The sequence below is a fragment of the Halosimplex halophilum genome, from assembly GCF_004698125.1.
GTDB lineage: Archaea > Halobacteriota > Halobacteria > Halobacteriales > Haloarculaceae > Halosimplex > Halosimplex halophilum.
In genome coordinates this window covers 164004-186459 of sequence record NZ_SRHV01000006.1, presented here as the reverse complement: position 1 = coordinate 186459, position 22456 = coordinate 164004, and the positions used below count along the sequence as shown (strand labels likewise).

The window sequence follows — 22456 nt, the reverse complement described above, 5'->3', positions numbered from 1 at the left end:
GTTCGGGACGGTCCCGCTGGCTTTCTTCGACGGACGCGGTGTCGAGCGTTCCCGGGCTTCGGTCCTCTCTCGGAACCGCCTTCGCCGGCAAGGGTTCGGCCCGACGAGCTACCCCTCGGTGATCTCGAAGTCCTCGATCGACCGGCCCTCGCGGACGACCTGGTCGCTGACGAGGAACTTCTCGGCGCGGTCGAGCCGGTCCCAGTCGAGGTGTTCCGGCGGCGAGTCCTCGAAGGCGCGGTACTGCTCGAACACGTCGTCGTTGACGAACCGGGCGAACTCCCCGCAGTCCTCGCAGGTCACCGAGAGGTGCGACACGTCGAAGTCCCGCGCGACGGTGCTGTCGAGGCAGTTCGAGCACCGGTACGTGCGCTCTGCCATTGCCGGTTCCACGGGCCCGGAGCGGTTCAATCCCTCGATCCGGCGGGGAGTGGAGAAGCCGCGCTCCCGCGGCGACACAGTCGGCAGCCGGCGACGGGTGCCGGGTCCCGACGCTTTACGTGACTGGCCGCGCGCCACAGTCCATGAACGACACAGCGGACGACCGGAGCTCGCCGGCGCCGACGGCCCTGGCCGTCGAGTACGAACGGGCGCCGGGCAACGTCGACCCGACGGACACACCCCGATTCGGCTGGCGTATCGCGACCGAACGGCGCGGCGCGCACCAGACCGCCTACCGGGTCGTGGTCGGGCGCGACCGCGAGCGGGTCGCGGCCGGTCGCGGCGACCTGTGGGACTCCGGGCGGGTCGACTCGGAGCGCGCGACGAGCGTCGCCTACGGCGGTCCCGACCTCGCCGCGGACGCGACCTACTACTGGTCGGTGAGGCTGTGGACCGACGCGGGCGAGACGCCGTGGGCCGACCCCGCGGAGTTCGCGACGGCGCTGGCCCCCGAGGACTGGCGCGGCGAGTGGATCACCCACCAGCCCGGCGAGGGCGACACGGACGGCTGGCGCAGCCGGTGGCGGGATCCGGACGCGACTGCCGACCCGAGCGCGGCCGGCGACGCCGACGATGTGGGCGACCGTGACGACCCGTGGGTCCGGGTCGACCTCGGGGAGCGACGGGACATCGCCGAGATCGAACTCCACCCGGCCGACCCGGTCACGGTCGTCCGGACGCCCGACGACTACGCGGTCACGACATCGTGGGACGACGACCCGCTCGCCGCGTTCGGCTTCCCTGAGGGCTATCGCGTCGAAGTCGCCGACGACCCCGACTTCGACGCGGCGACGACGGTCGCCGAGGTATCGACCGACTCGGTCGCCGACGCCGGGTCGACCGACGGCCAGCCGGAGCGGGCGGTCCGCACACGGACCCACGACGCCGGTGACGCCCGCGGCCGGTACGTCCGCGTCACCGCGACCGACCTTCCCACCGTGACGCCCGCCTCCGGGGACCCGTCCTCCGCCGACGGGCCCGACCGACGCGTCGAGTCCCACGACGAGTGGGCCTGTTTCGCCCTGGCCGGGCTCACCGTCGAGGGGTTCGACGGGACCGACCTCGCCCGCGGCGGCGACGTGGCCGCCTCGTCGAGCGTCGAGACCGATACCTGGGGACGCGAGCACCTCGTGAACGGCGTCACCGAGTCGCGGATGGCCGCGGCGTCGCCGCTGCTCCGCCGGGAGTTCGACCTCGACGGCGAGGTCGGCGCGGCGCGGGTCCACGTCGCCGCCGTCGGCTACGGCGAGCTGTACTGCAACGGCGACCGCGTCGGCGACCGCCGGCTCGACCCCGTCTGGACCGACTACGAGTCCCGCGTCACCTACGCGACTCACGACCTGACCGACCGGCTGAAAGCGGGGAAAAACGCGCTCGGGATCTGGCTCGGCCGCGGCTGGTTCGCCAAGCGCAGCGCCCACTGGCTGGCCGACGGGTCGCCCCGCGCCCGCGCGGTGCTCACCGTCGAGTTCGCTGACGGACGGACCCGCCGGATCGCGACCGGACCGGACTGGGCGGCGGCGGAGAGCCCGATCGTCGAAAACGACATCTACGACGGGGAGGTCTACGATGCCCGGCGCGAACGACCAGGCTGGGCCGCCCCGGGGGCGGACGGCGACGACGGAGACGGCGACTCCAGCGCCGGGGACCCCGACGCAGACTGGGACTCCGCGGCCGTCGTCGACGCGGCGGGCGGCACGCTGCGCCCCCAGCGCGTCGAGTCGATGCGCGTCGTCGAGACGTTCGAGCCCGAGGCCGTCCGCGACCACCCCGAGGGACCGATCCTCGACTTCGGGCAGAACCTCACCGGCTGGGTCGAATTCGCGGTCGAGGGCGCCGACGCCGGCGACGAGGTCACGGTCCGCCACGCCGAGGCGCTGACCGACGCGGGCGACCTCTCGACGACCGACCTCCGCAGCGCCGACGCGACCGACACCTACCTCGCCCGTGGCGACGACCGCGAGACCTACGAACCCCGGTTTACCTACCACGGGTTCCGCTACGCGCAGATATCCGGGTACCCGGGCGAACTGAGCCCCGAGGACGTGACCGCGAAGGTCGTCCACACGGCGATGGACCGCCGCGGGAGCTTCGACTGCTCGAACGACGACCTCTCGGCGGTCCAGCACAACGCCGTCTGGGGCCTGCGGGGCAACACCCACGGGATCCCGGAGGACTGCCCCCAGCGCGACGAGCGGTTCGGCTGGACGGGCGACGCCCAGATATCCACGCGGGCGCTCCTCTTCAACTTCGACGCCGTCCGCTTCGAGGAGAAGTGGCAGCGCGACCACGCCGACGCCGCCTCCGAGATGGGCTACGTCCCCGACGTGATCCCGGACAAGTCGCCGGAGGACCCCGCCGACCCGACGTGGTCGGTCACCCGCGTGATGCTCCCGTGGTACTGCTACCGCCACGACGGCGATCTGGGGATCCTGCGCGAGCACTACGAGGGAATGGGCGACTACGTCGACTACTGGCTCTCGGTCGCCGAGGACGGGGTCCTCCCCGGCGAGTACGGCAAGTACGGCGACTGGCTCGCCTTCGAGAACACCGACCCCGAGGAACCCCGGCGCGGCCTCCCTCACGACCTGTTCAACACCGCGTTCCTCTACCAGGTGACCGAGACGTTCGCGAAGGTCGCCGGCGTCCTCGGCAACGACGCGGACGCCGAGCGCTACCGCGACCGGGCCGACGATGTCGCGGCGGCGTTCCGCGACCGCTTCTTCGACGCCGACGCGGGCGAGTTCGGCCCCGGCACGCAGTCGTCCTTTGCCGTCCCGCTCTTTCTGGGGCTGGTCCCCGACGAGGAGGTCGACCGCGTCGCCGCCAACCTCGCCGAAAAAGTACGCTCGGACGGTGGCAAACTCCGGACTGGGTTCCTCGGCACGCGGCCGCTGATCCACACGCTCGCCGCTCACGGCTACGCCGACGTGGCCTACGAGGTCGTCAGCCAGCCCGAGCGGCCGGGCTGGGTGTACATGGCCCGGCAGGGCGCGACGACGATGTGGGAGCGGTGGGACTCCGACGAAGCCGTCGGCTCCGGGATGAACTCGCTCAACCACTCGCCGTTCACCCACGTCTCGGAGTTCTTCTACGAGGTGCTCGCGGGGATCCGGATCGGCGACGAGCCCGTGACCGCCCACGTCGAGATCGCCCCGGCGCTCGTCGACGACCTCGACTGGGCGGAGGCCAGCGTCGAGACGCCTAACGGCGATCTCGCGAGCGCGTGGGAGCGCACCGACGACGGCTACTCGCTGTCGGTGACCGTCCCCTGGAACGGGACGGCGACGGTTCGACTCCCCGACGCCGCCGACGCGACCGTTCGCGAGTCGGGCTCGCCCGTGGACGGATCGCTTCCCGAGGGCGTGACCGAAACCGCCCGCGACGACGGCGACCTCCTGGTCGAGGTCGGCGCCGGGACCTACGAGTTCACGGTGGTCTGACCGCCGTCGTTTCGGCGGCGCCCTCGCAGCGGCTATCCCCGAGATCCGCCGACTGGAGGACTGCTTCCGTACTGTCTTCTGTAACGATACTCGGGAGAGCGAACGCGTTTGTTACATACGGCTCCGAGGGGCGCGCCAGCGCAGGCGCCTCCGTCGTTCGTTCGGAACCGCGTATCGCGACGGACGGTTCGCTCAGACCAGCCCGGTCGAGACGACGAGTGCCACGAACGCCAGCAGCGCCGTCGCCACGGCGCCGACGACCAGGGGCACGTTCTCCTGTGCCTTCTCGTGGACCGGCATGGCCTCGTACTCCTCGCGGAAGGCCTCGCGGTTTGCCTCGTCGTAGAAGTACTTCGTCTTCAGCGCGAACCGCCCGGTGACGGCACAGCCCGTACACACCGGCTCGCCCTCCAGGCGTTCGGTCCTGACGTGGCTCGGACAGCTGATGCTCCCGCAGTTCTCGCAGTAGGTGTAGGTCTCGTCGTCGCCCGCCGTCTCGCAGTGGACGCAGCGATGGATCCCGTCTTCGATCGTGGCCCGGGAAGGCCCGGCCGCGTAGTACTCCAGCGGGTACGTGTACTCGCCCGACTCGACGGTCTGGCGGACCTGCGGGAGGTACACCGGGTCGATGGCGCGGACGGAGATGTCCGACTGGTTGGGCTCGCAGGTCTTCTCGTAGGTCACGTTGTTGTCGCCGGTGTAGGTGACCGTCGTCGCGTACCGCTCGCACAGGCGCTCGACGGCCCACTCCCTGTACTCCGTCTCCGTCTGGCCGAACCGACGCTCGGTCACGGCGTCGAACGCTTCGACTAACTCGTCGTCCAGGTCGACCCGCGCGTGGGAGTTGTTCTCGACGAGTCGGGCGACGGTCCCGCCCGCGACCTCCGGGTGCCCGCGGTCGGCGTGGACGACGAGCGTCGTCCGGTCGTCGACGCGGTGGATCACCCCGACCGACGTTTCGAACACGGCGTCGGCGTCGGCGGTGACCGACACCACCGGCCGGAAGGTCACCTCGGCGTGGGGCCGCGGCAGCGTCGCCGGGTCGAGGTTCTCGACGTCCCGCAGCGCGGTCTCGACCGGCCGGTGCACGCCGCCCGCGGGGTCGAACGGCCGCAGCGTCTCGTCGCAGAGGATCTCGATCCGCCCGTTGTACAGGTCGAGTCCGACCTCCTCGGCGATCTCACGCAGGTCGGTGCCGTCGACGAGTTCGATGGGATAGGGGTCGTCCCGCTCCCGGAGGTCGGCCGCGTACGCCTCGGCGGGCCCGGTGAACCGGCCCGTCGTGACGACCATCCCGCGTTTCGGCCCGTCGAACTCGAACGTCGCGATCGCCGAGTGGAGCTTCTGGACGACCGGGCGCCCGACCGACTCCGTGTGCTTGCACTCGACGATGACGGCCCGGCGACGCCCGTCCACGACCTCCTCCATCAGGATGTCCCGCCCCTCGTCGGCGGTCTTCGACGCCTGGCGCACCCGCTCGTACCCGAGGTTCCGGAACACGTCCTCCATCAGGTCCTCGAACTCGAACCCCGAGAGGTCGTCCAGCACTGCCATCTGATTACCGACTACTGCGCATCGGTCCACAAATACGTTCCCCTGGAGATCCTCGTCCGGATCTCGGCCCGGCCCCACACCGCGTTTCCGGTGAACGACCGCCGTCCCGACCGCTCCGTCGACCGAAGCACGATCTTACTCCCGTTCGCTCCCGGGCCGGCGCTGTCGCGATCACCGCGCTCAGACGGTGTCCCGCTAGCCTGCGCCCCGACCCTCGAAACCGGAAATTACCGGCGGAAAATCACTTCCTATGGCACCGATATCGAACCGTAGAGCGCTCCTCCTCGTCGAAACAGGCGCGGTCCCGCAACGGCACCTTCCGCGCGTCTCTCGCCGGATTATGAGGTCCCCATCGCCGGGTGGGACGGTTCGAACTGTCCGGAATCCGGGCAACGTCGTTCCCCCTTCAAGGGGGTCTGAGACAGTGGTGTAGCCATGCGCGAAGTCGTCTGTGAGGACTGCCAGCACGTACAGCAGGTCACCGACCTCGAAGCTCCGGAGTGCAGCAAGTGCGGCTCCCGGTCGCTGACCGCCACCGCAGGCTACGAGTCGGCCGGATCACCGACGGCCTGACGGCGCGACTCGACGAGGCGGTCGGTGACTCCCCCGCAACGAGTGGCGAGCCGGGAGGCTCGTCGGTCGTCCCGTGGAGTTTGACACCGGGGGATCGATCCGCGCTCGCGATCGGGGCAGACACGGGGAGAGTATCCCGGCCACAGGACTGACGTGAGGGGCGAGTTCCCGCCCCTTCACGGTGAGACCGGACTGACGTTCGCCCGGGAGTCGAACCGTCCGCTATCGCGCGTTACGGCGCCAGCCGGGAGACGCATCTCCCGCCCCAGTCGGCGCCCCCGACTCTTCGCTCGGATTCGAATTCACGGGGATCGACGAAACATACGATACATTTTGATTCTCTATTATAGTCAGAATAAACGTCTTTACTGACCGTGTTCGTCCTCTTCGGTCGGTGGAACTGGTCCCTCCGGGAAAATCCGATCTCCTGTTGATCTCGGGGAAATGTCGATATTTTCCACCTCTCCCGAACTATGTCCGTTTTCGACGGACGAGTGTCCACGGCTTCGACCGTTCGATGGACGGTCAGCGCCACCCGGTCGGCCGAGATCGGGGAACGGATATCCGACGGGTGCAGGCCGCTTTGAGTGGCGTTCTGGTCTCGACCTCGCCGTCGCCCCTCGTGCGCCGTTCCCGACTCGATTACGGGCGTTCGGCCCGCCTCGACAGACCCAGAAAGATAGGAATCAAATATATACTGTCGATTTGGTAACTCTGTGGACAACGCGGGTCGAGGGTTCACGGCGGTTGGGCTCCCGGAGTGGCGGGACGAGCCGCCTGCGTGGTTCCATCATTACTGGATTCTCTCCCGAAATTCCAGTATTATGTCTGTAATCTATTCCCGCCGGGATCTGTGTGGAGAGGTACCGGTATGAACTGTCGCTGTGCTCGACCTCGACGCTGTCGGAGGATCACAACGGACGTTCCCGCTATGAGCGCATTCCAGCGATAGTGGAAAGCTTGTGTTACTCGTTGACGTGGGGGACGCTGTGGAGGGCGGTTCGGTCTAGGCGGACAGTCGGACTCGGGAAGCGAGGCGTCGATCGCCGAACGGTCCCGATCGCCGAATCAGACGTTTCGGGGCGAATCAGGGGCGGCGACCGGACGTGGCCTCCGGTCTGTATCGCTGCCCCGCGGGAGGGCTATCGAGGCGTCGCGCGGTTCGCTCGCGACTGCTGTCCGCGCCGGAACGCGGCCGTGTCGGCGTCTCGACGGTTCCGATGGGTCGGGGACCGGCAGGTGACGCCTCGGCGGCGAGGTGACACAGCGAAAATTCGATCGGCTCAGCGTCGATTCGCGGCGGCTCGCGACGGGCTCACTCCGGCGGCTGGAACTCGGTGTCGTAGCTGGCCTGGGTCACGCCGCCGAGGACGGAGGCGTCGACGACCCCGGCGCGCTTGAAGTCCAGCGCCCTGTTGTCAGCGGGGGGCCAGTCGAAGTCCCGGACGTTGCCCCAGGCGCCGGAGAGCCCCTGGCGGAACACGAAGTTCGGGAGGTAGAAGTTGTACCACCGGGCGCAGGTGCGGTACAGCTCCATGAGTTCCTCCTCGGAGTTGCCCGGCTGCTGGATCTTCTGGACGACCTCGAACATGTCGACCTCCTCGCCGTTCTCCAGGTCCGGTTCGAGCCCGGCCTGGTCGGGCGCCTCGATGGAGCCGACCTCGCTGGGGATCTCGCAGTGGACGGGCCGGCCCTGGGTGTCGTAGTCGTCGTCCTCGGTGAGCCGGTAGGGCGACTCGGCGGTGGGACTGCCGCCCAGCAGCGTCTCGCCCCACCACGCGCCGCGGTCGGTGTAGTAGCCGAAGACGTTGTTCGTCCCGGCCCAGAAGATGGTCGAGTCGTAGTTGAGCCCGCTGTTGGGGTCCATGTTGTTCGACCACGTCGAGTAGTTCACCGTGCTGAAGTTGACGCCGAAGCCCCAGTTGGCGAGGTTCGCCCGGACCGTCTGACAGCCCTGGACGTAGCCCGTCCCGCCGGAGTGTTGCATCAGGTCGATCTCGGCGGGGTTGCCCGACGGGTCGACCCACTGGTCGCCCTCCTTGCTGTAGCCCGCCCGCCGCATGTACTCGTTGGCGTTTTCGAGGTTCTGCTCGCGGGAGTAGGTGTGCAGCTGGTCGAGGAACTCGTCGGAGAACGTGCTCTCGGACTGGGCGTCCAGCAGGAACGTGTCGTGTTCGGTGACGATCGACGACTCCTCGCCCCAGCCGTTGGCGGCGACGGCTTCCCAGTCGATGGCCTCGACCAGCGCGCGGCGCACCCAGAGGTTCTGGAGGTGTTCGTCGCGCATGTTGAGCTTCCAGACGTGGCCCGCGACCGCGTCGAGGAAGCGGGTCACCTCCTGCATGTGGTCCGGGAGCGTCTCGCGGTTCATCGACCCGCTGGGCGTGACCGCGCCGGCGTTGAAGTCGACCGCGCCGTTGGTCTGGAGCGTCTGCAGGCGGTCGCCGGATGCCCACAGGATCTCCAGCTTCTCGACGTTGGTGTTGTCGGCGTTGGGGTGGTCCTCGTCCTTGTGGAGTATCATGCTCTCCGACCCCACGTCGTCCATGGTCTCGAGGACGTACATCCCCGAGCCCCAGCCGTTGCCCTCCTCGACGGCGAGCTCCTGGAGCGGGATCCGGTCGCTCTGCAGGTCGTCGGTGATCGACTGGCTCTGGTCGGCGTTGCCCGCGTCCTGATAGCGCTCGATGTACGGGTCCGTGAAGTCGGGGTGCATCATCGCCGAGAGCTGCAGCTCGTAGGCCGCGGCCGCGATGACCTGGCGGGCCTGCGGGCTGGGATCCTGTTCGGGGACCTCGCCCTTGTCGAACCAGCCGTGGTACCGCCACTGAGACTCGGCCTCGGAATTGAACGTCGCGCCCTCGGTGAACTTGTTCCCGGCCTGGAAGAAGTTCACGTGGTCGTGTTTCTCCCGGGTGACCGCGTCGTAGGGGTCGCCGTTCCAGAACCGCGCCCGGTCGTCGAGGTCGTGCCACCAGTCGAACGGCGGCTCGACCTCCTGGCTCTCGAACCAGGTCATGACCTCGATCTCCTCCCGGTCGGGCTTGTGCGGCGCCGGCAGCGTCACGCCGCTCATGTGGACTTCCCGCGTGTGGACGTTCCGGAGCCCCGTCAGCTCCTTCATCATCTCGTCGCCCGCCGCGTTGTCCTGGGGCGTCCAGGCGTTCCAGTCGAACACGCTCGGCGAGTTCAACACGGCGTACGACAGCGTGTCCGTCGCCGGTTCGCGCGCCGTGGCGGTCTCGTCGGCCGACGTGGGCGTCGCTTCGTCGTCCTCGCCGTCGCCCCCGGGCGTGTCGGTGTCCCCGCCCCCGCCGCTGGTCGGCGTCCCGTCCCCGCCGCCGCTCGGACAGCCCGCCAGCCCGGCGACGCCCATTCCGGCCAGTATCTGCGCGTACCGGCGACGTGATACGCTCCGCCCGCTTCCGTTGTCACTGTCTCGCATACGTCACACTCCATTCGAGACGGATTGATAAAAATTATGTTAATATTCGATCATCATCCGCGTCGAATCGGTCCCCGGCGCTACTCGTCGTCTTCGGTCCGCCGCGAGAGCCCGTAGCCGGCGAGTCCCGCCAGCCCGGCGAGGCCGGCGACGGCGCCCGAACCCGGCAGCGCACCGCTCCCGGACGTGGGCGTGTCCGTCGCGGCGTCGCCGTCCCCGGCCGCGGACGCCTCGGTCGCACCGTCGCCGCCCGTGGCCGTGCGGTCGCCGCTCGTAGCCGCGCCGGTGGGCGGAGACGTGGTCGTGTCGGCGGCCGAGGCCGGACCGGACGAGTCGGTTTCGGTCGCCGTCCCGGCGTCCGACCGCTCCTCCAGCGCGATCTCGACCGTCTCGCCGTCGGCCGCGACCGTCGTCGTGACCGTCTTCGACCGGTCGCCGTCGGCGGCGGTGACCTCGTAGGCCCCCTCGAACGCGCGGGTCGAGTACGTCCCGTCGCCGTCGGTTTCGGCCGACTCCTCGGTCCACCACTCGTCGAAGACCAGCCGCTGGTACTCCTCGCCGTGCGGGCGCAGTTCCCAGTCCTCGCCGTAGTACCGCCGGGGGTCGCCGTCCTCGTCCCAGAGACACCACGACATGACCCCCTCGACGGCCTCGTGGCTGAACGCCGCCGTCAGCACGTCCCGGACGTAGTCAGCCTGGGCGGCGACCTTGGCCTCGTTGTCCCGGGTGTCCATCTGCACGTCGAACTCCGTGATCTGCAGCGGGACGCCGTGCTCGCCGAACCGGTCGAACACCGACAGCAGCTCCTCCGGCGGGGTCAGGGCGGTGATGTCGAAGTGACCCATGAACCCGATCCCCTCGACGCCGGCGTCGTTTTCCATCAGCCACGAGATGTACTCGTCGTAGGGGTCCCGGTAGCTGCTGCCCGCGACGACGTTCATCTCGTTGACGTACATCTGGGCGTCGGGCGCGGCGTCATGGGCCGTCTCCCACCACTCGAGGGCGTGCTCCGGGCCGATCTGGTCGCGGATGTTCGACTGCCAGATCGGGTGGTTGTGCATGTCCCACTCCGGGAGGTCGCCCCGGAACGCCGAGGCCCGGTTCCGGATCCGCTCGGTGACCTGCTCGTCGATCTCCTCGTCGGAGCCGTCGGGGTCGACGTTCATCCAGCCCCACTCCTCCCAGACCAACGCGTGCCCGCGGGTCGGCACGTCGTTGTCCAGCAGCCACCGGACGGCCCGCGTCGCGGTCTCCCGGTTGACCGCCTCCCCCCACTCCCCGTTCCAGGGCGAGACCTTCAGCCCGTTCGTGAGCGCGGCCTTGTTGAAGTTCTCCAGGTGTTTCTCACGGTAGGTCTCCGCGAGTTCCGAGTCCCACCGGTCGCCGATCTGCGACAGCGTGAACTCGCCCCCGAAGTCGAACGCGTGTTCCCGCATGGACACGTCGACGGTCGCCCCTTCGACCGGGTCGCCGTCCGGGCCGACGACTTCGACTTCGAGGTCGGCCTTGCGGATCTCCTCGATCCGCTCGCTGGCCTCCCGGCGCCACTGGGCGTCCTCGGCGCGTCCCTCGTAGTCGTAGGAGACCAGCGCCTCGTTGAGGTCCTCGACCGTGGCGTCGGTGTCGCTGTAGTCGACCAGCGCCAGCCCGCCGAAGTCGACCGTCTGCTCGGCGAACCCCGTCCAGAACTCCACGTAGGGCTGGAACTCCGACCCGTCGGGCTTGGCGCCCACGTCGACGACAAAGTAGTACCGCTCCCAGTCCGACCCCGGCGAGACGTTCGCGGAGCTGGCGACCATGTTGGCCGAGTAGCCCGTGCTCCCGTCGGGGTTCGTGTACTGCCACTTGAACCCCGCCTGGGTCCGGGGGGAGGTGTCTTCCCCCGCGGCGTCGACCCCCCGGAGGTACGCGACCGCCAGGAGCAGGTCCCCCTCGCCGAACGACCGGTCCTGGACGTTCGCCTTGTACGTGTAGGAGTAGGCGTTCGCCGGCGCCTCGGTGATCTCGACCCGGTCGGCCACCGTGATCGGGACACCCTCGGCTGTCACGTCGATCTCCGACTCGGACCCGTTCTCGCCGCCCTGGAGCGAGAACGCCTCCAGTGCCCCCTCCTCGGTCGTGGCGTACACGAACTCCCCCTCGGGGAGCCCCTGGCTCCCCGTGAGGTCGGCCCGGAGCGTCTCGTGGTATTCGTCCAGCGACGACCGGGCACTGGCCGGCGCGGCCGGGACCGCTGCCCCCGCGGACACCGCCGCCATCGACTTCAGGAACGATCTGCGCTCGTGCTCGGCGATCTCGTCTCTTGTCATGTGGGTCCGTATAGCAGTCCAGTTTTCACTTTCTCACTTATCAGTTTCGGTGCCACCACGGTCGCCGGCACCGTTCCGGGGTCACTCCCGCCCGGTCGACTCGAAGCACGTCTCCCCCCGAGTTCTGCGGCGGTCGCACAGTCCCGGGGTCCGGTCCTCGAAACGATCCGGTCGGTTCTCCCCGTCATCTTGCGTCTGCGGGGAACATCGGCGGCTGTGTAGCTCGCAGCCCACAGCGTGGCATCGAAGCCGCCGGGTGCTGCGGCGTACCCAGTTGCGTCCGCTTATCCCGGATGGATTTCCAGAGTGACGAAACAACGACCGCGTTCGACGAGGGCGCTGAGCGCGAATTACCGGTGATTCTCCGCTACGAGTATGCCGTACGATCGCCGTTCAGCCCCGACATCGTCCAGTCAGGTCTTCCCCGCGGAGTCGCTGCCAGCGACTGAACGGTCCGGATCCGCCGGGGTATTCGACCGTGATCCGTCCGCAGTAGTGCGACGTGCTCGCCCTCCCGGGCTATCGTTCCCCGGAAAACCGCTCGGTAGAACGCTCGAACGGTGGTCTACTCTGTATCATCCGTCCGGTAATCCCGTCGACACCTCGGCCCACGAACGGTCGACTGGAGAAGCGACAGATCAGTCGGGAACGCGCCCCGAACGGGACACGATGGTTTTCCGTCGGCTCTCACCGTGATACTTTCCGTCCGTGGTATCGATCGTCGCTCGCCCACCAGTCTCGAAATACGGGAGAAATCCATCGAAGCGCCCGAAAATAGGGATTTACGGTATTACCGGTAAGATTAGAGTCGATGACACGGAATATCACGACGGTATCAGTGTACCTCAGACTCGGGGACGACGCCGTCGAACCGCGACACGCCGCGGTAGCCCGGGAGTTGCGGGGTTTCACGAAGCCGACGGTGATACGGTAATATCGGAATCGGATCCGGCGGCGCCGGTCGGTTCAGGCCGTCGCGATCGACAGGCCCGCGACGCTGTTCGGCGGGAGGTCGACGACGAGGTCACCGTCCTCGGTCGTCACGTCGAGTTCGGCCGACTCGAACGCGGCGGCGTTCTCGCGGGTGGAGTAGTCGGCGGGGTCGTGGTCGGCGAAGAGGACCTCGCCGCTGGCGTCGCCGACGTCGTCCCCCACGGCGACGCGGACTGTCCGTTCCCCGTCGAGCGACCGGTTGCTGAGCGTGACGTACGTGTCCCCGCCGTCGACGGTGGCCGAGGCGCTGACCAGGGGGACCTCCCACAGGTCCGTCTCGACCTCGTCGGTCTCGACGGGGGTCCGGACGGCCGTGGCGCCGACGTGGGGGCTGTACAGGTCCAGCACCCGGTAGGTCGGCGTCGGCCACGCGGCCTCCTCGTCGGTCTGGACGACACATTGCAGGACGTTCACGGTCTGGGCGAGGTTCGCCATCGACACCAGGTCCGCGCGCCTGTTGAAGTCGTCGAGGACGCCGGCGGCGGCGACGGCGTCGCGCACGCTGTTCTCCTGTTCGAGCCCGTTCTCGCTCGTCGCCTCCGGGTGCCAGGCGCCCCACTCGTCGACCGCGATCCCCACGTCGTCGGTCGACGCGTAGGTGTCGATGGCGGCCGCCGCGCTGTCGATCTGGCGGCCGACCTTCAGCGACTCGGCGAACAGCAGGTAGTACTGTTCCTCGTCGAACTCGGTGGCGCTCCCGCAGTCGCCGTCCCAGCGGCCGAAGTAACGGTGGATCGAGAGGTGATCCATGAGATCCGGCTCGGTGAGCTCGGCGAGGAACCGCCGGTTCCAGTCCTCGTCGACGTGCCCGCAGGCGATCGTCTCCTCGGCGCCGCGCAGGCGCATGTAGTGGGCGAACCGGCGGAACTCGTTCGCGTACGTCTCCGGGTCGAACTGCCCGCCGCAGCCCCAGTTCTCGTTGCCGACGCCCCAGTAGGTCACGTCGTGGGGCTCCGGCGAGCCGTTCTCGGCCCGCTCCCGGGCCAGCGCCGTGTCGTCCTCGCGGTTGCAGTACTCGACCCACTCCTTGGCCTCCTGGGGGTCGCCCGAGCCGACGTTCGCGGCCAGGAACGGCTCCGCGTCGACGAGTTCACAGAGGCGCAGGAACTCCTCGGTCCCGAAGGCGTTGGACTCGACGAACGCGTCCTCGCGGCCCTGTGCCCAGAAGTCGTTCGGCCGGGTGGGCCGCTCCTCGCGGGGGCCGACCCCGTCGCGCCAGTGGTACGCGTCCGCGAAACAGCCGCCCGGCCACCGGAGCTGGTGGACTCCGAGCTCCGAGAGCAACTCCACGGTGTCCTCCCGGATCCCGTCTGTCGTCGGGAGCGGGTCGTCATCTCCGACCCAGAGCCCGCCGTAGACGCACCGGCCGAGGTGCTCGGCGAAGTGGCCGTGGATCTCCGGATTGACGCGGTCGATCTCCTCGCTGGTTCGGACGCGGATAGTATCGGGTGCCATCGGCGATATCTGTCCCCGACTTCGGTGAGCGACAAATAAGTTCGTGAAGTGGCCGTCCCGAGGATCGGTAACGTAGCTGATCGACTAAGCTAATCGAATAAGCTATACCGCAACCCGCACGCACAGGTCGTTTCTATCGACTTCCCGGCTGCTGACACAGAGTTCCGGATACCCTGCCTGCTGTGTTCGGAATCCTGCTGCGGATCGCTCACGGAATAGTATAAGATCTACATACATCACTGGAATCCGTAATGAGGTGGGGATCCCCGACATCGACCGATGGCGTCTGCGAGCGCGACGGCCGGACGGTTCCGAAAGTGCCGTCCGGAATAGACGGCGCTTTATCCCGGTATACGCCGAAAATTCGCCATATCCTACCGGACCCTCGTGCTATCGCCGGTCGTTCACCTCGTGGCCGCTAACTGTGACCGATACTTCGGGAGAGGATCCCGAATCGTGCGGTATACGGCCCTAATCGGGCTATATCGCTGCACACGTCATCGATCTCGCGGGGTGCTGTGGTCCCGGAACTCCTGTTCGGACTGTAGTATATGATATCCCTCTTTTCTCTTGTATTCTAGAATATATTATGTATCCGCTCCGCGCGTTAGTCGACGCTGACGTGGCGAGCGCTCGGTGATCGCCGGCAGCGATCGCGTGGTCCGGAGCAGCTGGTGGGGGGACCGATCGCCTACCGAGAAATCCGTGGCAACCGGATTGACGGGTGTCGCGCTCCGGGAGAACGGGGCCGGAAGCCGCCGGAGACCGGGGGATGTGCGGTATCCCGGGCGGCGGAGGTGAGCGTCGGCCCGGCGGTCTCAGTCGCCGACGGCGACCCACTCGTCGCGGTCGGCCGAGTCGTAGGCCGCGTCCATGACGCGGAGCAGCTGGACGGCGTCGTCGACGGTCGCGGGCACGTCGCCCGTCTCGTAGCCATCGAAGTACGCCTCGAAGTAGTCGTAGACGAAGTCGCCCCAGGCGGGGAACCGGTCGTAGGTGCACTCGTACTGGACGGTCCGCTTGGGCGCGGCCGACCAGTCGGGGTCTTCCGAGGTGATCTCCAGGGGGATCGTCGGCTCGTGCTGCAGCGAGTCGTGGTGCAGCGGCGTCTGGGCCTGTGCGTCGGTCCCGTAGAGCCCGAAGTGGGTGTCCTTGCCGCGGTCGCTCAGGTAGTAGCCCGTGTGGTAGGTCCCGAGGGTGCCGCTCTCGGTCCCGAACTGGAGGACCGCGCCGGCGTCCACGTCGGCCTCCTCGGCGTCGTGGAAGCTGGCGTTGACCCGGGTGATCGGGTCGTCGAGCATCCACGGCATCGCGTCGAGCCAGTGGGGGCCGATCCACTGCAGCGCGCCGCCGCGGCTCACGGACGCGTCGTAGATGTAGTGGTCGGTGTCCCGGAAGGAGAGCTGGCTCGCGTTGAACCGGCCCTGGACGGTCCAGATATCGCCGAAGAAGCCGTCTTCGACCCGATCGCGGATGTCCATCGCGACCGGGTTCGTCCGGTAGTACAGCGTCGGCGACACGGTGACCCCGGCCTCGTTGGCCTTCTCGGCGACCCCCTCCAGGTCGGCGGCCGTTCGCGCGATGGGTTTCTCGCTGACGACGTGGACGCCGTGCTCGACCGCTGTCTCGATGATCGCCGGCGTCTCGTCGCTTCGGTAGGTGATCCAGACCACGTCGACGTCCGCTTCGGCGGCCAGCCGGTGGGGGTCCTCGTAGACTGTCGCGTCGGCGACGAGATCCGCCACGTCGCCGCCCTCCGTCGTGATCTCGTCGGGGCGGTCGTCCATCGCGGTCAGGCTGTCGAGGTCGACGCGCCGGCCCGGCTCGCAGACGGCCGTCACGTCCAGGTCGAGGCCGCTGGCGACCGTGAAGTACGGGTCCCGATGGTGGTGGTCGACACCGACGTATCCGATCTTCGTGGACATGATCGGCATTGCTCTAAGACGACACATCAAAGTATCGGTCACGGATACCGTCCGCGAGCGCTCGGCGAGTCCGGAGCGACCGGGGGTCGGCCGGCGATATCCGACCCGGCGGACGTGCTCACCCGCTGTGACCGAAATGTTATTGAGGTTCTGATAACCATTCAGTGACGACGCAATGCAAGAGATCGGTATCATCATGAACGGCGTGACCGGTCGCATGGGGACGAACCAGCACCTCATCCGGTCGATCTGCTCGATCCGGGAGGAGGGCGGCGTGGAGCTCCCCGGCGGCGAACGGGTGCTGCCGGACCCGATCCTGGTCGGCCGCAACGAGCGCAAACTGCAGCGACTGAGCGAGGAACACGGCGTCGACCGCTACGCGGCCGATCCCGACCTGGAGACGGTCCTCGACGGCGACGACGAGATCTACTTCGACTCGCAGATCACCTCCCGCCGGGCCGACTGCGTGCGGAGGGCCATCGAGGCCGGCAAGGACGTCTACTGCGAGAAACCCCTGGCCGGCGACCTCGAGACGGCGCGGGCGGTCGCCGAGACCGCCGAGGCCAGCGACTCCAAACACGGCATCGTCCAGGACAAGCTCTGGCTGCCCGGCGTGATGAAGCTCCAGCGGCTCATCGACCAGGGCTTCTTCGGCGACATCTTGTCCGTACGGGTCGAGTTCGGCTACTGGGTGTTCACCGGGCACAACCAGCCCGCACAGCGCCCCTCGTGGAACTACCGCGCGGAGGACGGCGGCGGCATCGTCGACGACATGTACTCCCACTGGAGCTACGTCCTCGAGAACCTGTTCGGGGAGATCGAGGCGGTCCGCAGCCACGAGGTCACCCACATCGACGAGCGCGTCGACGAGGACGGCGAGCCCTACGAGGCGACCGCCGACGACGCGGCCTACGCGATCATGGAACTGGAGGACGACGTCGTCGCCCAGCTCAACTCCTCGTGGACGACGCGGGTCAACCGCGACGACCTCCTCGAGATCCAGGTCGACGGCACCGAGGGCAGCGCCGTCGCCGGGCTGCGCGACTGCAAGTCCCAGCACCACGCCAACACGCCCAAACCGGAGTGGAACCCCGACACGCCGAAGGAACACGACTTCACCGAAGACTGGGAGACTGTCCCGAACAACCGCGAGTTCGAGAACGCGTTCAAGACCCAGTGGAAGGAGTTCGTCCGCCACGTCGTCGCCGACGAGCCGTTCCCGTGGGACTTCACCGCCGGCGCCCGCGGCGTCCAGCTCACCGAGGCGGCCCATCTCTCGCACGAGGAAGGCCGCCGCGTCGAACTGTCCGAACTCGACTGAAGAACGACCGCATTTCGGTTCTCTGCTGTTCTGTCGCGGTTTTCAGTCCTCACCCGACCCGTCGGCGACCGCCTCGTGGGCCGGCGGCGCCGCGAACTCGCCGTCCTCGAACTCGACGGGCGAGGGCTCGGCGACGACGCGGAGGTCGTCCCGCTCGCGCGCCTCGTCGACGAGCGCCGGCGAGGCGTAGAGGCGCTGGAGGTGCATCGTGTCGGGGGCCCGGACCACCCGCACGGTCTCGGGGTCGACGATGCCGATGGTCGACAGCGCCGCGATCAACCCCGCGCGGTCGGTCTCGACGGCCGGCGGGAGCCGGACGCCGCGGGTCGTGCTCGCGGTCAGCGCGTTGATCAGCGTCGTCGGCATGTCGATCCCCGCGAGCAGGTCCGCGTGGACGAAGTCGGCCGACCCCATCCCCATCGCGTTGCCGTGGGTCGTCTCGGTCAGCCCGCGGGTGTAGATCCGCTTGATCTCGGGCGTGTCGGGCTCGGGCTCCTGGATCGCGAACGGCCGGCGGCCGATGACGTTCGTGTCCATCCCCTGGCCGCTGATGTCCTTGCCCTGCCGGTCGAGGACGAGCACGTCGATGTCGTCGAACGGGAGCGTCGGCATCTCGTCGTAGGCCCGCTCCAGTAGTTCGGCCTCGCGGTCGAGGAAGCCTTCGGGCGGGACGCCCTCCAGCAGCGCGGTGTCGTCGCGCTGGTCTTCGAGGATCGCGACGCCGCCGACGACCGGCAACTCGTCCAGCAGGCGTTCGGTGATCTCGGGGATCATGTTCCGCAGCGACCAGTCGACCGCCCAGTCGTGGGCGGTCTTGGCGCCGCGCTGTTTGCCCATCCCGATGACGAGCATCTTCGAGAGCCCGCTCTCGACGGTCCCGTCGAAGTCGGTGTGGGGCTTCACCCGGTTGATCGGGACGATCGCGTCGGCCGCGACGGCGTTCGCGTCGGCGACGACGGGAACGTCGCGGTCTTCGGTCCGCCCGACCTCGACCACGTCCATGCTCGACCGGATCTCGCAGCCGACGGTCTCCTCGTCGACGCCGAGTTCCGCCAGCATCTCCCGCTGGCCCTCGGCAGTCGCGCCGCCGTGGCTGCCCATCGCCGGGAACACGAACGGTTCGTAGCCTCGATCCCGGGCTTCCGCGACGACGCCCGCCACGATCTCCGCGAGGTTCGCGATGCCGCGGCTCCCGGCGCCGATGGCGATCTCCCCGCCGTCGGGGACCTCGTCGAGCGGCAGCGACGCGAACGCCTCGCCGGCCCGCTCGGCGATCTCGTCGGTCGGTATCGGGTCGGTCTCCCAGACCTGCTCGATCACGCCTAGCTCCGGCAGCGGTGTCTCGCCGCAGGCCTCGCCGATCGCCGCCTCCGGGACCGCGAGCGAATCCCTCGATAGATCCGAGTCCATACCGCAACGTTGCCCGGTCCAATCTTAAAGATGTCCGTGCCATCCGCGGGCGAGTCCCGCTCGGGCTCGGCGTTCCGATCGGCCAATTTAAGTGAGAGTGCCGACCTATCCCGATCGATGCAATTCGTTCGATATTCCGACGGAAGCGGTCCCGCCTGGGGCGTCCAGACGGGCGCGGGCATCCACGCGCTCGCGGCGGACCCCGCCGGCGAACCGTCGTACGAGGACCTGACCAACCAGCGCTATCTCGACCGCCTGGCGAGCGCCGTCGACGACGGCGCGCTCCCGGTCGTCGACCCCGAGGAGGTCGACCGCCTGGCGCCGGTCCCGAGGCCCGGGAAGATCGTCTGTGCCGGCCTCAACTACCACGACCACGCCGAGGAGCAGGACGAGGAGGTCCCCGAGGTCCCCATGCTGTTCTCGAAGGCCTCGACGGCCGTCACGAACCCCGGCAGTCCGATCGTCCACCCCGGCGGCGACGAACAGGTCGACTACGAGGTCGAACTCGCCGCCGTTATCGGCCGTCGGGCGACCGACGTAGACGAGGACGAGGTCGACGACTACGTGGCCGGCTACACGGTGCTCAACGACGTGAGCGGCCGCGACGCGCAGATGTCCGACGGGCAGTTCTTCCGCGGCAAGAGCTACGACACGTTCGCGCCGCTGGGCCCGACACTCGTCGCCGGCGACGGCTTCGACCCCAACGCGGTCGACGTTGAGCTGCGGGTCAACGGCGAGACCAAGCAGTCCTCAAACACCGAGCAGTTCATCTTCGACATGCACGAGCTGGTCTCGTACATCAGCGCGGACGTGACGCTCGAACCCGGCGACGTGGTCACGACCGGGACGCCCGGCGGCGTCGGCATCTTCCGCGACCCGCCCGAACTACTCGAACCCGGCGACACCTGCGAGGCCGAGATCGAGGGCATCGGCACGCTCGAAAACCCAGTCGTCGCGGAGTAAGCGAGACTCCCGGACCGCGGCGGCCCGCCTCGCCGCTGACCGTCCGGGCGAACCCACTCCAGTTGCGGACGAACGAACCGCAGTGAGTGGGCTTTTGAGCCAGTAGCGCGACCCCGTCGGTATGGACGACACCCCTGCGACGCCGCGTGTCGGGGTCCGGACGCGGAACCTCTCGGCGAAGCGGCTCCGGTACCTCCGCCAGCTCGGCGCGACCGACATCTTCGTCGACCACGCCGACACCGAGGAGGAACCCGACGAGTTCAACGACCGCGAGGCAGCCCAGACCATCGCGGTCGGGCCCGATTCCATTCCGTCGGTCGCCGAGCTCGACGCCGCCCGCGAGCGAGTCGAGGACGCGGGCCTGCGCCTGACCGGGATCCAGTCGCTGCCGTACTCGCTGTACGGCGACATCATGTTCGACCGCGAGGGGAGCGACGAGGCGCTCGATTCGATCACGACGCTGGTCCGTAACCTCGGCGAGGCCGACATCCCGATCCTGGGCTACCAGTGGAACCCCCGCGGCGTCGTGCCGATGCGGACAGAGCCCGTCGAGCTGCGGGGCGGCGCGACCGGGACCGCCTTCGACCTCGACGAGATCGACGACCCGGACGGCCTCGCGCCTGGCATCGACCGCGAGTACACCGAGGCGGAGTTCTGGGACAACTACGAGCGCTTTCTCGAAACCGTCCTCCCGGTCGCCGAGGAGGCCGGCGTCGACCTGGCGCTGCACCCGGTCGACCCGCCCGTGCTGGAGTCGCTCGGCGGCATCCCTCGACTCTTTCGCAACGTCGAGAACTTCGAGAAGGCGATGGAGCTGGTCCCGAGCGACAACCACGGCCTCAAGCTCTGCCTGGGGTGTTTCTCGCAGATGGGCGAGGACGTACCCGAGGTCATCCGCCGGTTCGGCGAGCGCGACGACATCGTGTTCGTCCACTTCCGCGACGTGGTCGGCTCCGTCCCGCGGTTCCACGAGACGTTCGTCGACGAGGGCAACTTCGAGACCGCCGAGGCCGTCCGCGCGCTCGTCGACGTGGGTTTCGACGGCGTCCTCATCCCCGACCACGTCCCCGAGATGGTCGACGACACCGACTGGCGCCACCGCGCCCGCGGGTTCACCGTCGGCTACCTGCGCGGCGTCGTCGACACCGTCGCCAGCGAAGGCCGATAGACGGTGGTTCTCACTCGGAGGTCACGACGACCGCTCGCCGACCACCACGGCGACCACGTCGTTGACGTTCGTCCCGGTCGGGCCGGTCTCGATGGTCGCGCCGACCTGGGCGAGGTAGGTCCCGGCGTCGTTGACGGAGAGGTGTTCCCGAGCGCGCTCGCGGTCGCCGTCGCCGACCGTGGAGCCGTCGACGACCGCGCCGGCGGCTTCGGAACTCCCGTCCTCGCCGTCGGTGTCGACCGCCGCGAGGACGGCGTCCTCCCGTTCGAGCGCCGCCGAGAGCGCGAGTTCCTGGTTCGGCCCGCCGCTCCCGCCGTCGCCGGTGATCGAGACCGTACACTCCCCGCCGGCCAGCAGGACCGCCGGCGGCTCGACGGGGGTGCCCGTCGCGCCCGCCTCCGCCCCTATCGACACGAGGGATTTCCCGACCTCGCTCGCCTCGCCGCGCAGCCGCGAGGTGAGCACCAGCGGCTCGTACCCCGCAGCCTCGGCGGCCTCGGCCGCGCCCTCCAGCGCGGTCATGTTGTCGGCGATCAGGTGGTGGGTGACCCGGTCGAACGCCGGGTCGGACGGTCCCGGGGTCTCCCCCCCGGTCTCCGCCTGCAGGTATTCGCGGACGGCCTCGGGGGCGGTCACGTCGTACCGGTCGAGGACGCCGAGCGCGTCGTCGAACGTCGTCTCGTCGGGGACGGTGGGACCGCTGCCGATCGTCGACAGGTCGTTGCCGACCACGTCCGAGAGCACGAGCCCGCAGACGGTCGCCGGCGCCGCCTCGCGGGCGAGCCGACCGCCCTTGACTGCCGAGAGGTGTTTGCGGACGGCGTTGATCCCGCCGATCGGGACGCCGCTCGACAGCAGCGCCTCCGTCGTCTCCTGCAGGTCCGCGACCGTCAGCGACCCCGCCGGCGCGGCCAGCAGCGCGCTCGCCCCGCCGGTCAGCACGAACAGGACGAGCGTCCCCTCGTCGGCGGCCCGGACGGTCTCGATCAGGTCGGTCGTCGCCTCGACGCCCCGCTCGCTCGGATACGGGTGGTCCCCGACCGCCGCGCGGACGCGCTCGGTCTCGACCGGGTGTTTCGTGACGACGACGCCGTCGGTGATCCTGTCGCCCAGGACCGATTCGAGCGCGCGAGCGACGCCACCGGCCGCCTTCCCGGCGCCGACGACGACCACGTCGTCGTACTCGTCCAGATCGTAGCTCGACCCCCCGACCGTGAGCGTCCCCCCGTCGAGCCCGACCGCCGACCGCGTCGCGGTCTCCGGGGCGGCCGCGTCGATCGCCGCCTCGATGCAGTCCAGCGCCGTCTCGCGGTCGGGCCCGGTGGCGATCCGGTCCCTGTTCGAGATCATGCCCGTACCCTCGACCGGGGCGCCCAAAACATCTTCTACCGCCGATCCCGTCCGAGCCCTCGCGCCACCGATCGGGTTTATCTCCCCTCGCCGGCCATCGAGAGGT

At 68.8% G+C, this 22456-nt stretch carries 13 protein-coding genes; 5 read left to right on the top strand and 8 right to left on the bottom strand.

What is annotated here, in order from left to right; translation table 11 throughout:
* Positions 1 to 108: 108 nt before the first annotated feature.
* The gene (locus tag E3328_RS21080; RefSeq protein WP_135366623.1) at positions 109 to 381 is read right to left on the bottom strand and encodes a hypothetical protein; all 273 of its coding nucleotides are present in this window, start codon (positions 379 to 381) and stop codon (positions 109 to 111) included.
* 143 nt (positions 382 to 524) lie between these two features.
* Between E3328_RS21080 and E3328_RS21075 the strand changes: the two genes are divergently transcribed.
* On the top strand, positions 525 to 3884 hold the full coding sequence (locus E3328_RS21075) for an alpha-L-rhamnosidase (protein WP_135366622.1): 3360 nt from the start codon (positions 525 to 527) through the stop codon (positions 3882 to 3884).
* Positions 3885 to 4076: 192 nt separating this feature from the next.
* Here E3328_RS21075 and E3328_RS21070 read toward each other — a convergent pair whose 3' ends face one another.
* Positions 4077 to 5438, bottom strand: a complete 1362-nt coding sequence (locus tag E3328_RS21070) for a restriction endonuclease (RefSeq protein WP_135366621.1) — start codon at positions 5436 to 5438, stop codon at positions 4077 to 4079.
* Between the two features lie 435 nt (positions 5439 to 5873).
* Here E3328_RS21070 and E3328_RS22285 point away from each other — a divergent pair, with 435 nt between their 5' ends.
* On the top strand, positions 5874 to 6011 hold the full coding sequence (locus E3328_RS22285; RefSeq protein WP_167837506.1) for a hypothetical protein: 138 nt from the start codon (positions 5874 to 5876) through the stop codon (positions 6009 to 6011).
* A gap of 1315 nt (positions 6012 to 7326) precedes the next feature.
* On the opposite strand, the gene E3328_RS21065 is transcribed toward E3328_RS22285, so the two are convergent.
* The 4 genes from E3328_RS21065 to E3328_RS21045 form a co-directional block, all read right to left on the bottom strand.
* Positions 7327 to 9456 (bottom strand): ABC transporter substrate-binding protein, encoded by a 2130-nt coding sequence (locus tag E3328_RS21065; RefSeq protein WP_246023081.1) that lies wholly within the window; start codon positions 9454 to 9456, stop codon positions 7327 to 7329.
* A gap of 80 nt (positions 9457 to 9536) precedes the next feature.
* Entirely contained in the window at positions 9537 to 11765 is a 2229-nt protein-coding gene (locus E3328_RS22280; protein ID WP_167837505.1) for an endo-1,4-beta-xylanase, read from the bottom strand.
* 966 nt (positions 11766 to 12731) lie between these two features.
* Positions 12732 to 14213 carry an alpha-N-arabinofuranosidase gene (locus tag E3328_RS21050; protein WP_135366620.1) on the bottom strand — a complete coding sequence of 494 codons (1482 nt, stop codon included), beginning with the start codon at positions 14211 to 14213 and terminating at the stop codon, positions 12732 to 12734.
* An 818-nt stretch (positions 14214 to 15031) separates the two neighbouring features.
* Positions 15032 to 16138 (bottom strand): Gfo/Idh/MocA family protein, encoded by a 1107-nt coding sequence (locus tag E3328_RS21045; RefSeq protein WP_135366619.1) that lies wholly within the window; start codon positions 16136 to 16138, stop codon positions 15032 to 15034.
* A 175-nt stretch (positions 16139 to 16313) separates the two neighbouring features.
* Between E3328_RS21045 and E3328_RS21040 the strand changes: the two genes are divergently transcribed.
* Positions 16314 to 17459: a Gfo/Idh/MocA family protein gene (locus E3328_RS21040; protein WP_135366618.1), complete on the top strand. Its 1146-nt coding sequence runs from the start codon at positions 16314 to 16316 to the stop codon at positions 17457 to 17459.
* A gap of 42 nt (positions 17460 to 17501) precedes the next feature.
* Here the strand turns inward: E3328_RS21040 and E3328_RS21035 are convergent, their stop codons facing one another.
* On the bottom strand, positions 17502 to 18869 hold the full coding sequence (locus E3328_RS21035) for a nickel pincer cofactor-dependent isomerase, group 22 (protein ID WP_135366617.1): 1368 nt from the start codon (positions 18867 to 18869) through the stop codon (positions 17502 to 17504).
* 117 nt (positions 18870 to 18986) lie between these two features.
* Here E3328_RS21035 and E3328_RS21030 point away from each other — a divergent pair, with 117 nt between their 5' ends.
* The gene (locus tag E3328_RS21030; RefSeq protein ID WP_135366616.1) at positions 18987 to 19832 is read left to right on the top strand and encodes a fumarylacetoacetate hydrolase family protein; all 846 of its coding nucleotides are present in this window, start codon (positions 18987 to 18989) and stop codon (positions 19830 to 19832) included.
* Positions 19833 to 19953: 121 nt separating this feature from the next.
* A complete protein-coding gene (locus E3328_RS21025; RefSeq protein ID WP_135366615.1) occupies positions 19954 to 21000 on the top strand; it encodes a mannonate dehydratase in 1047 nt (348 codons plus the stop codon).
* Positions 21001 to 21021: 21 nt separating this feature from the next.
* Here E3328_RS21025 and E3328_RS21020 read toward each other — a convergent pair whose 3' ends face one another.
* On the bottom strand, positions 21022 to 22350 hold the full coding sequence (locus E3328_RS21020) for a glycerate kinase type-2 family protein (RefSeq protein WP_135366614.1): 1329 nt from the start codon (positions 22348 to 22350) through the stop codon (positions 21022 to 21024).
* Positions 22351 to 22456 lie beyond the last annotated feature (106 nt).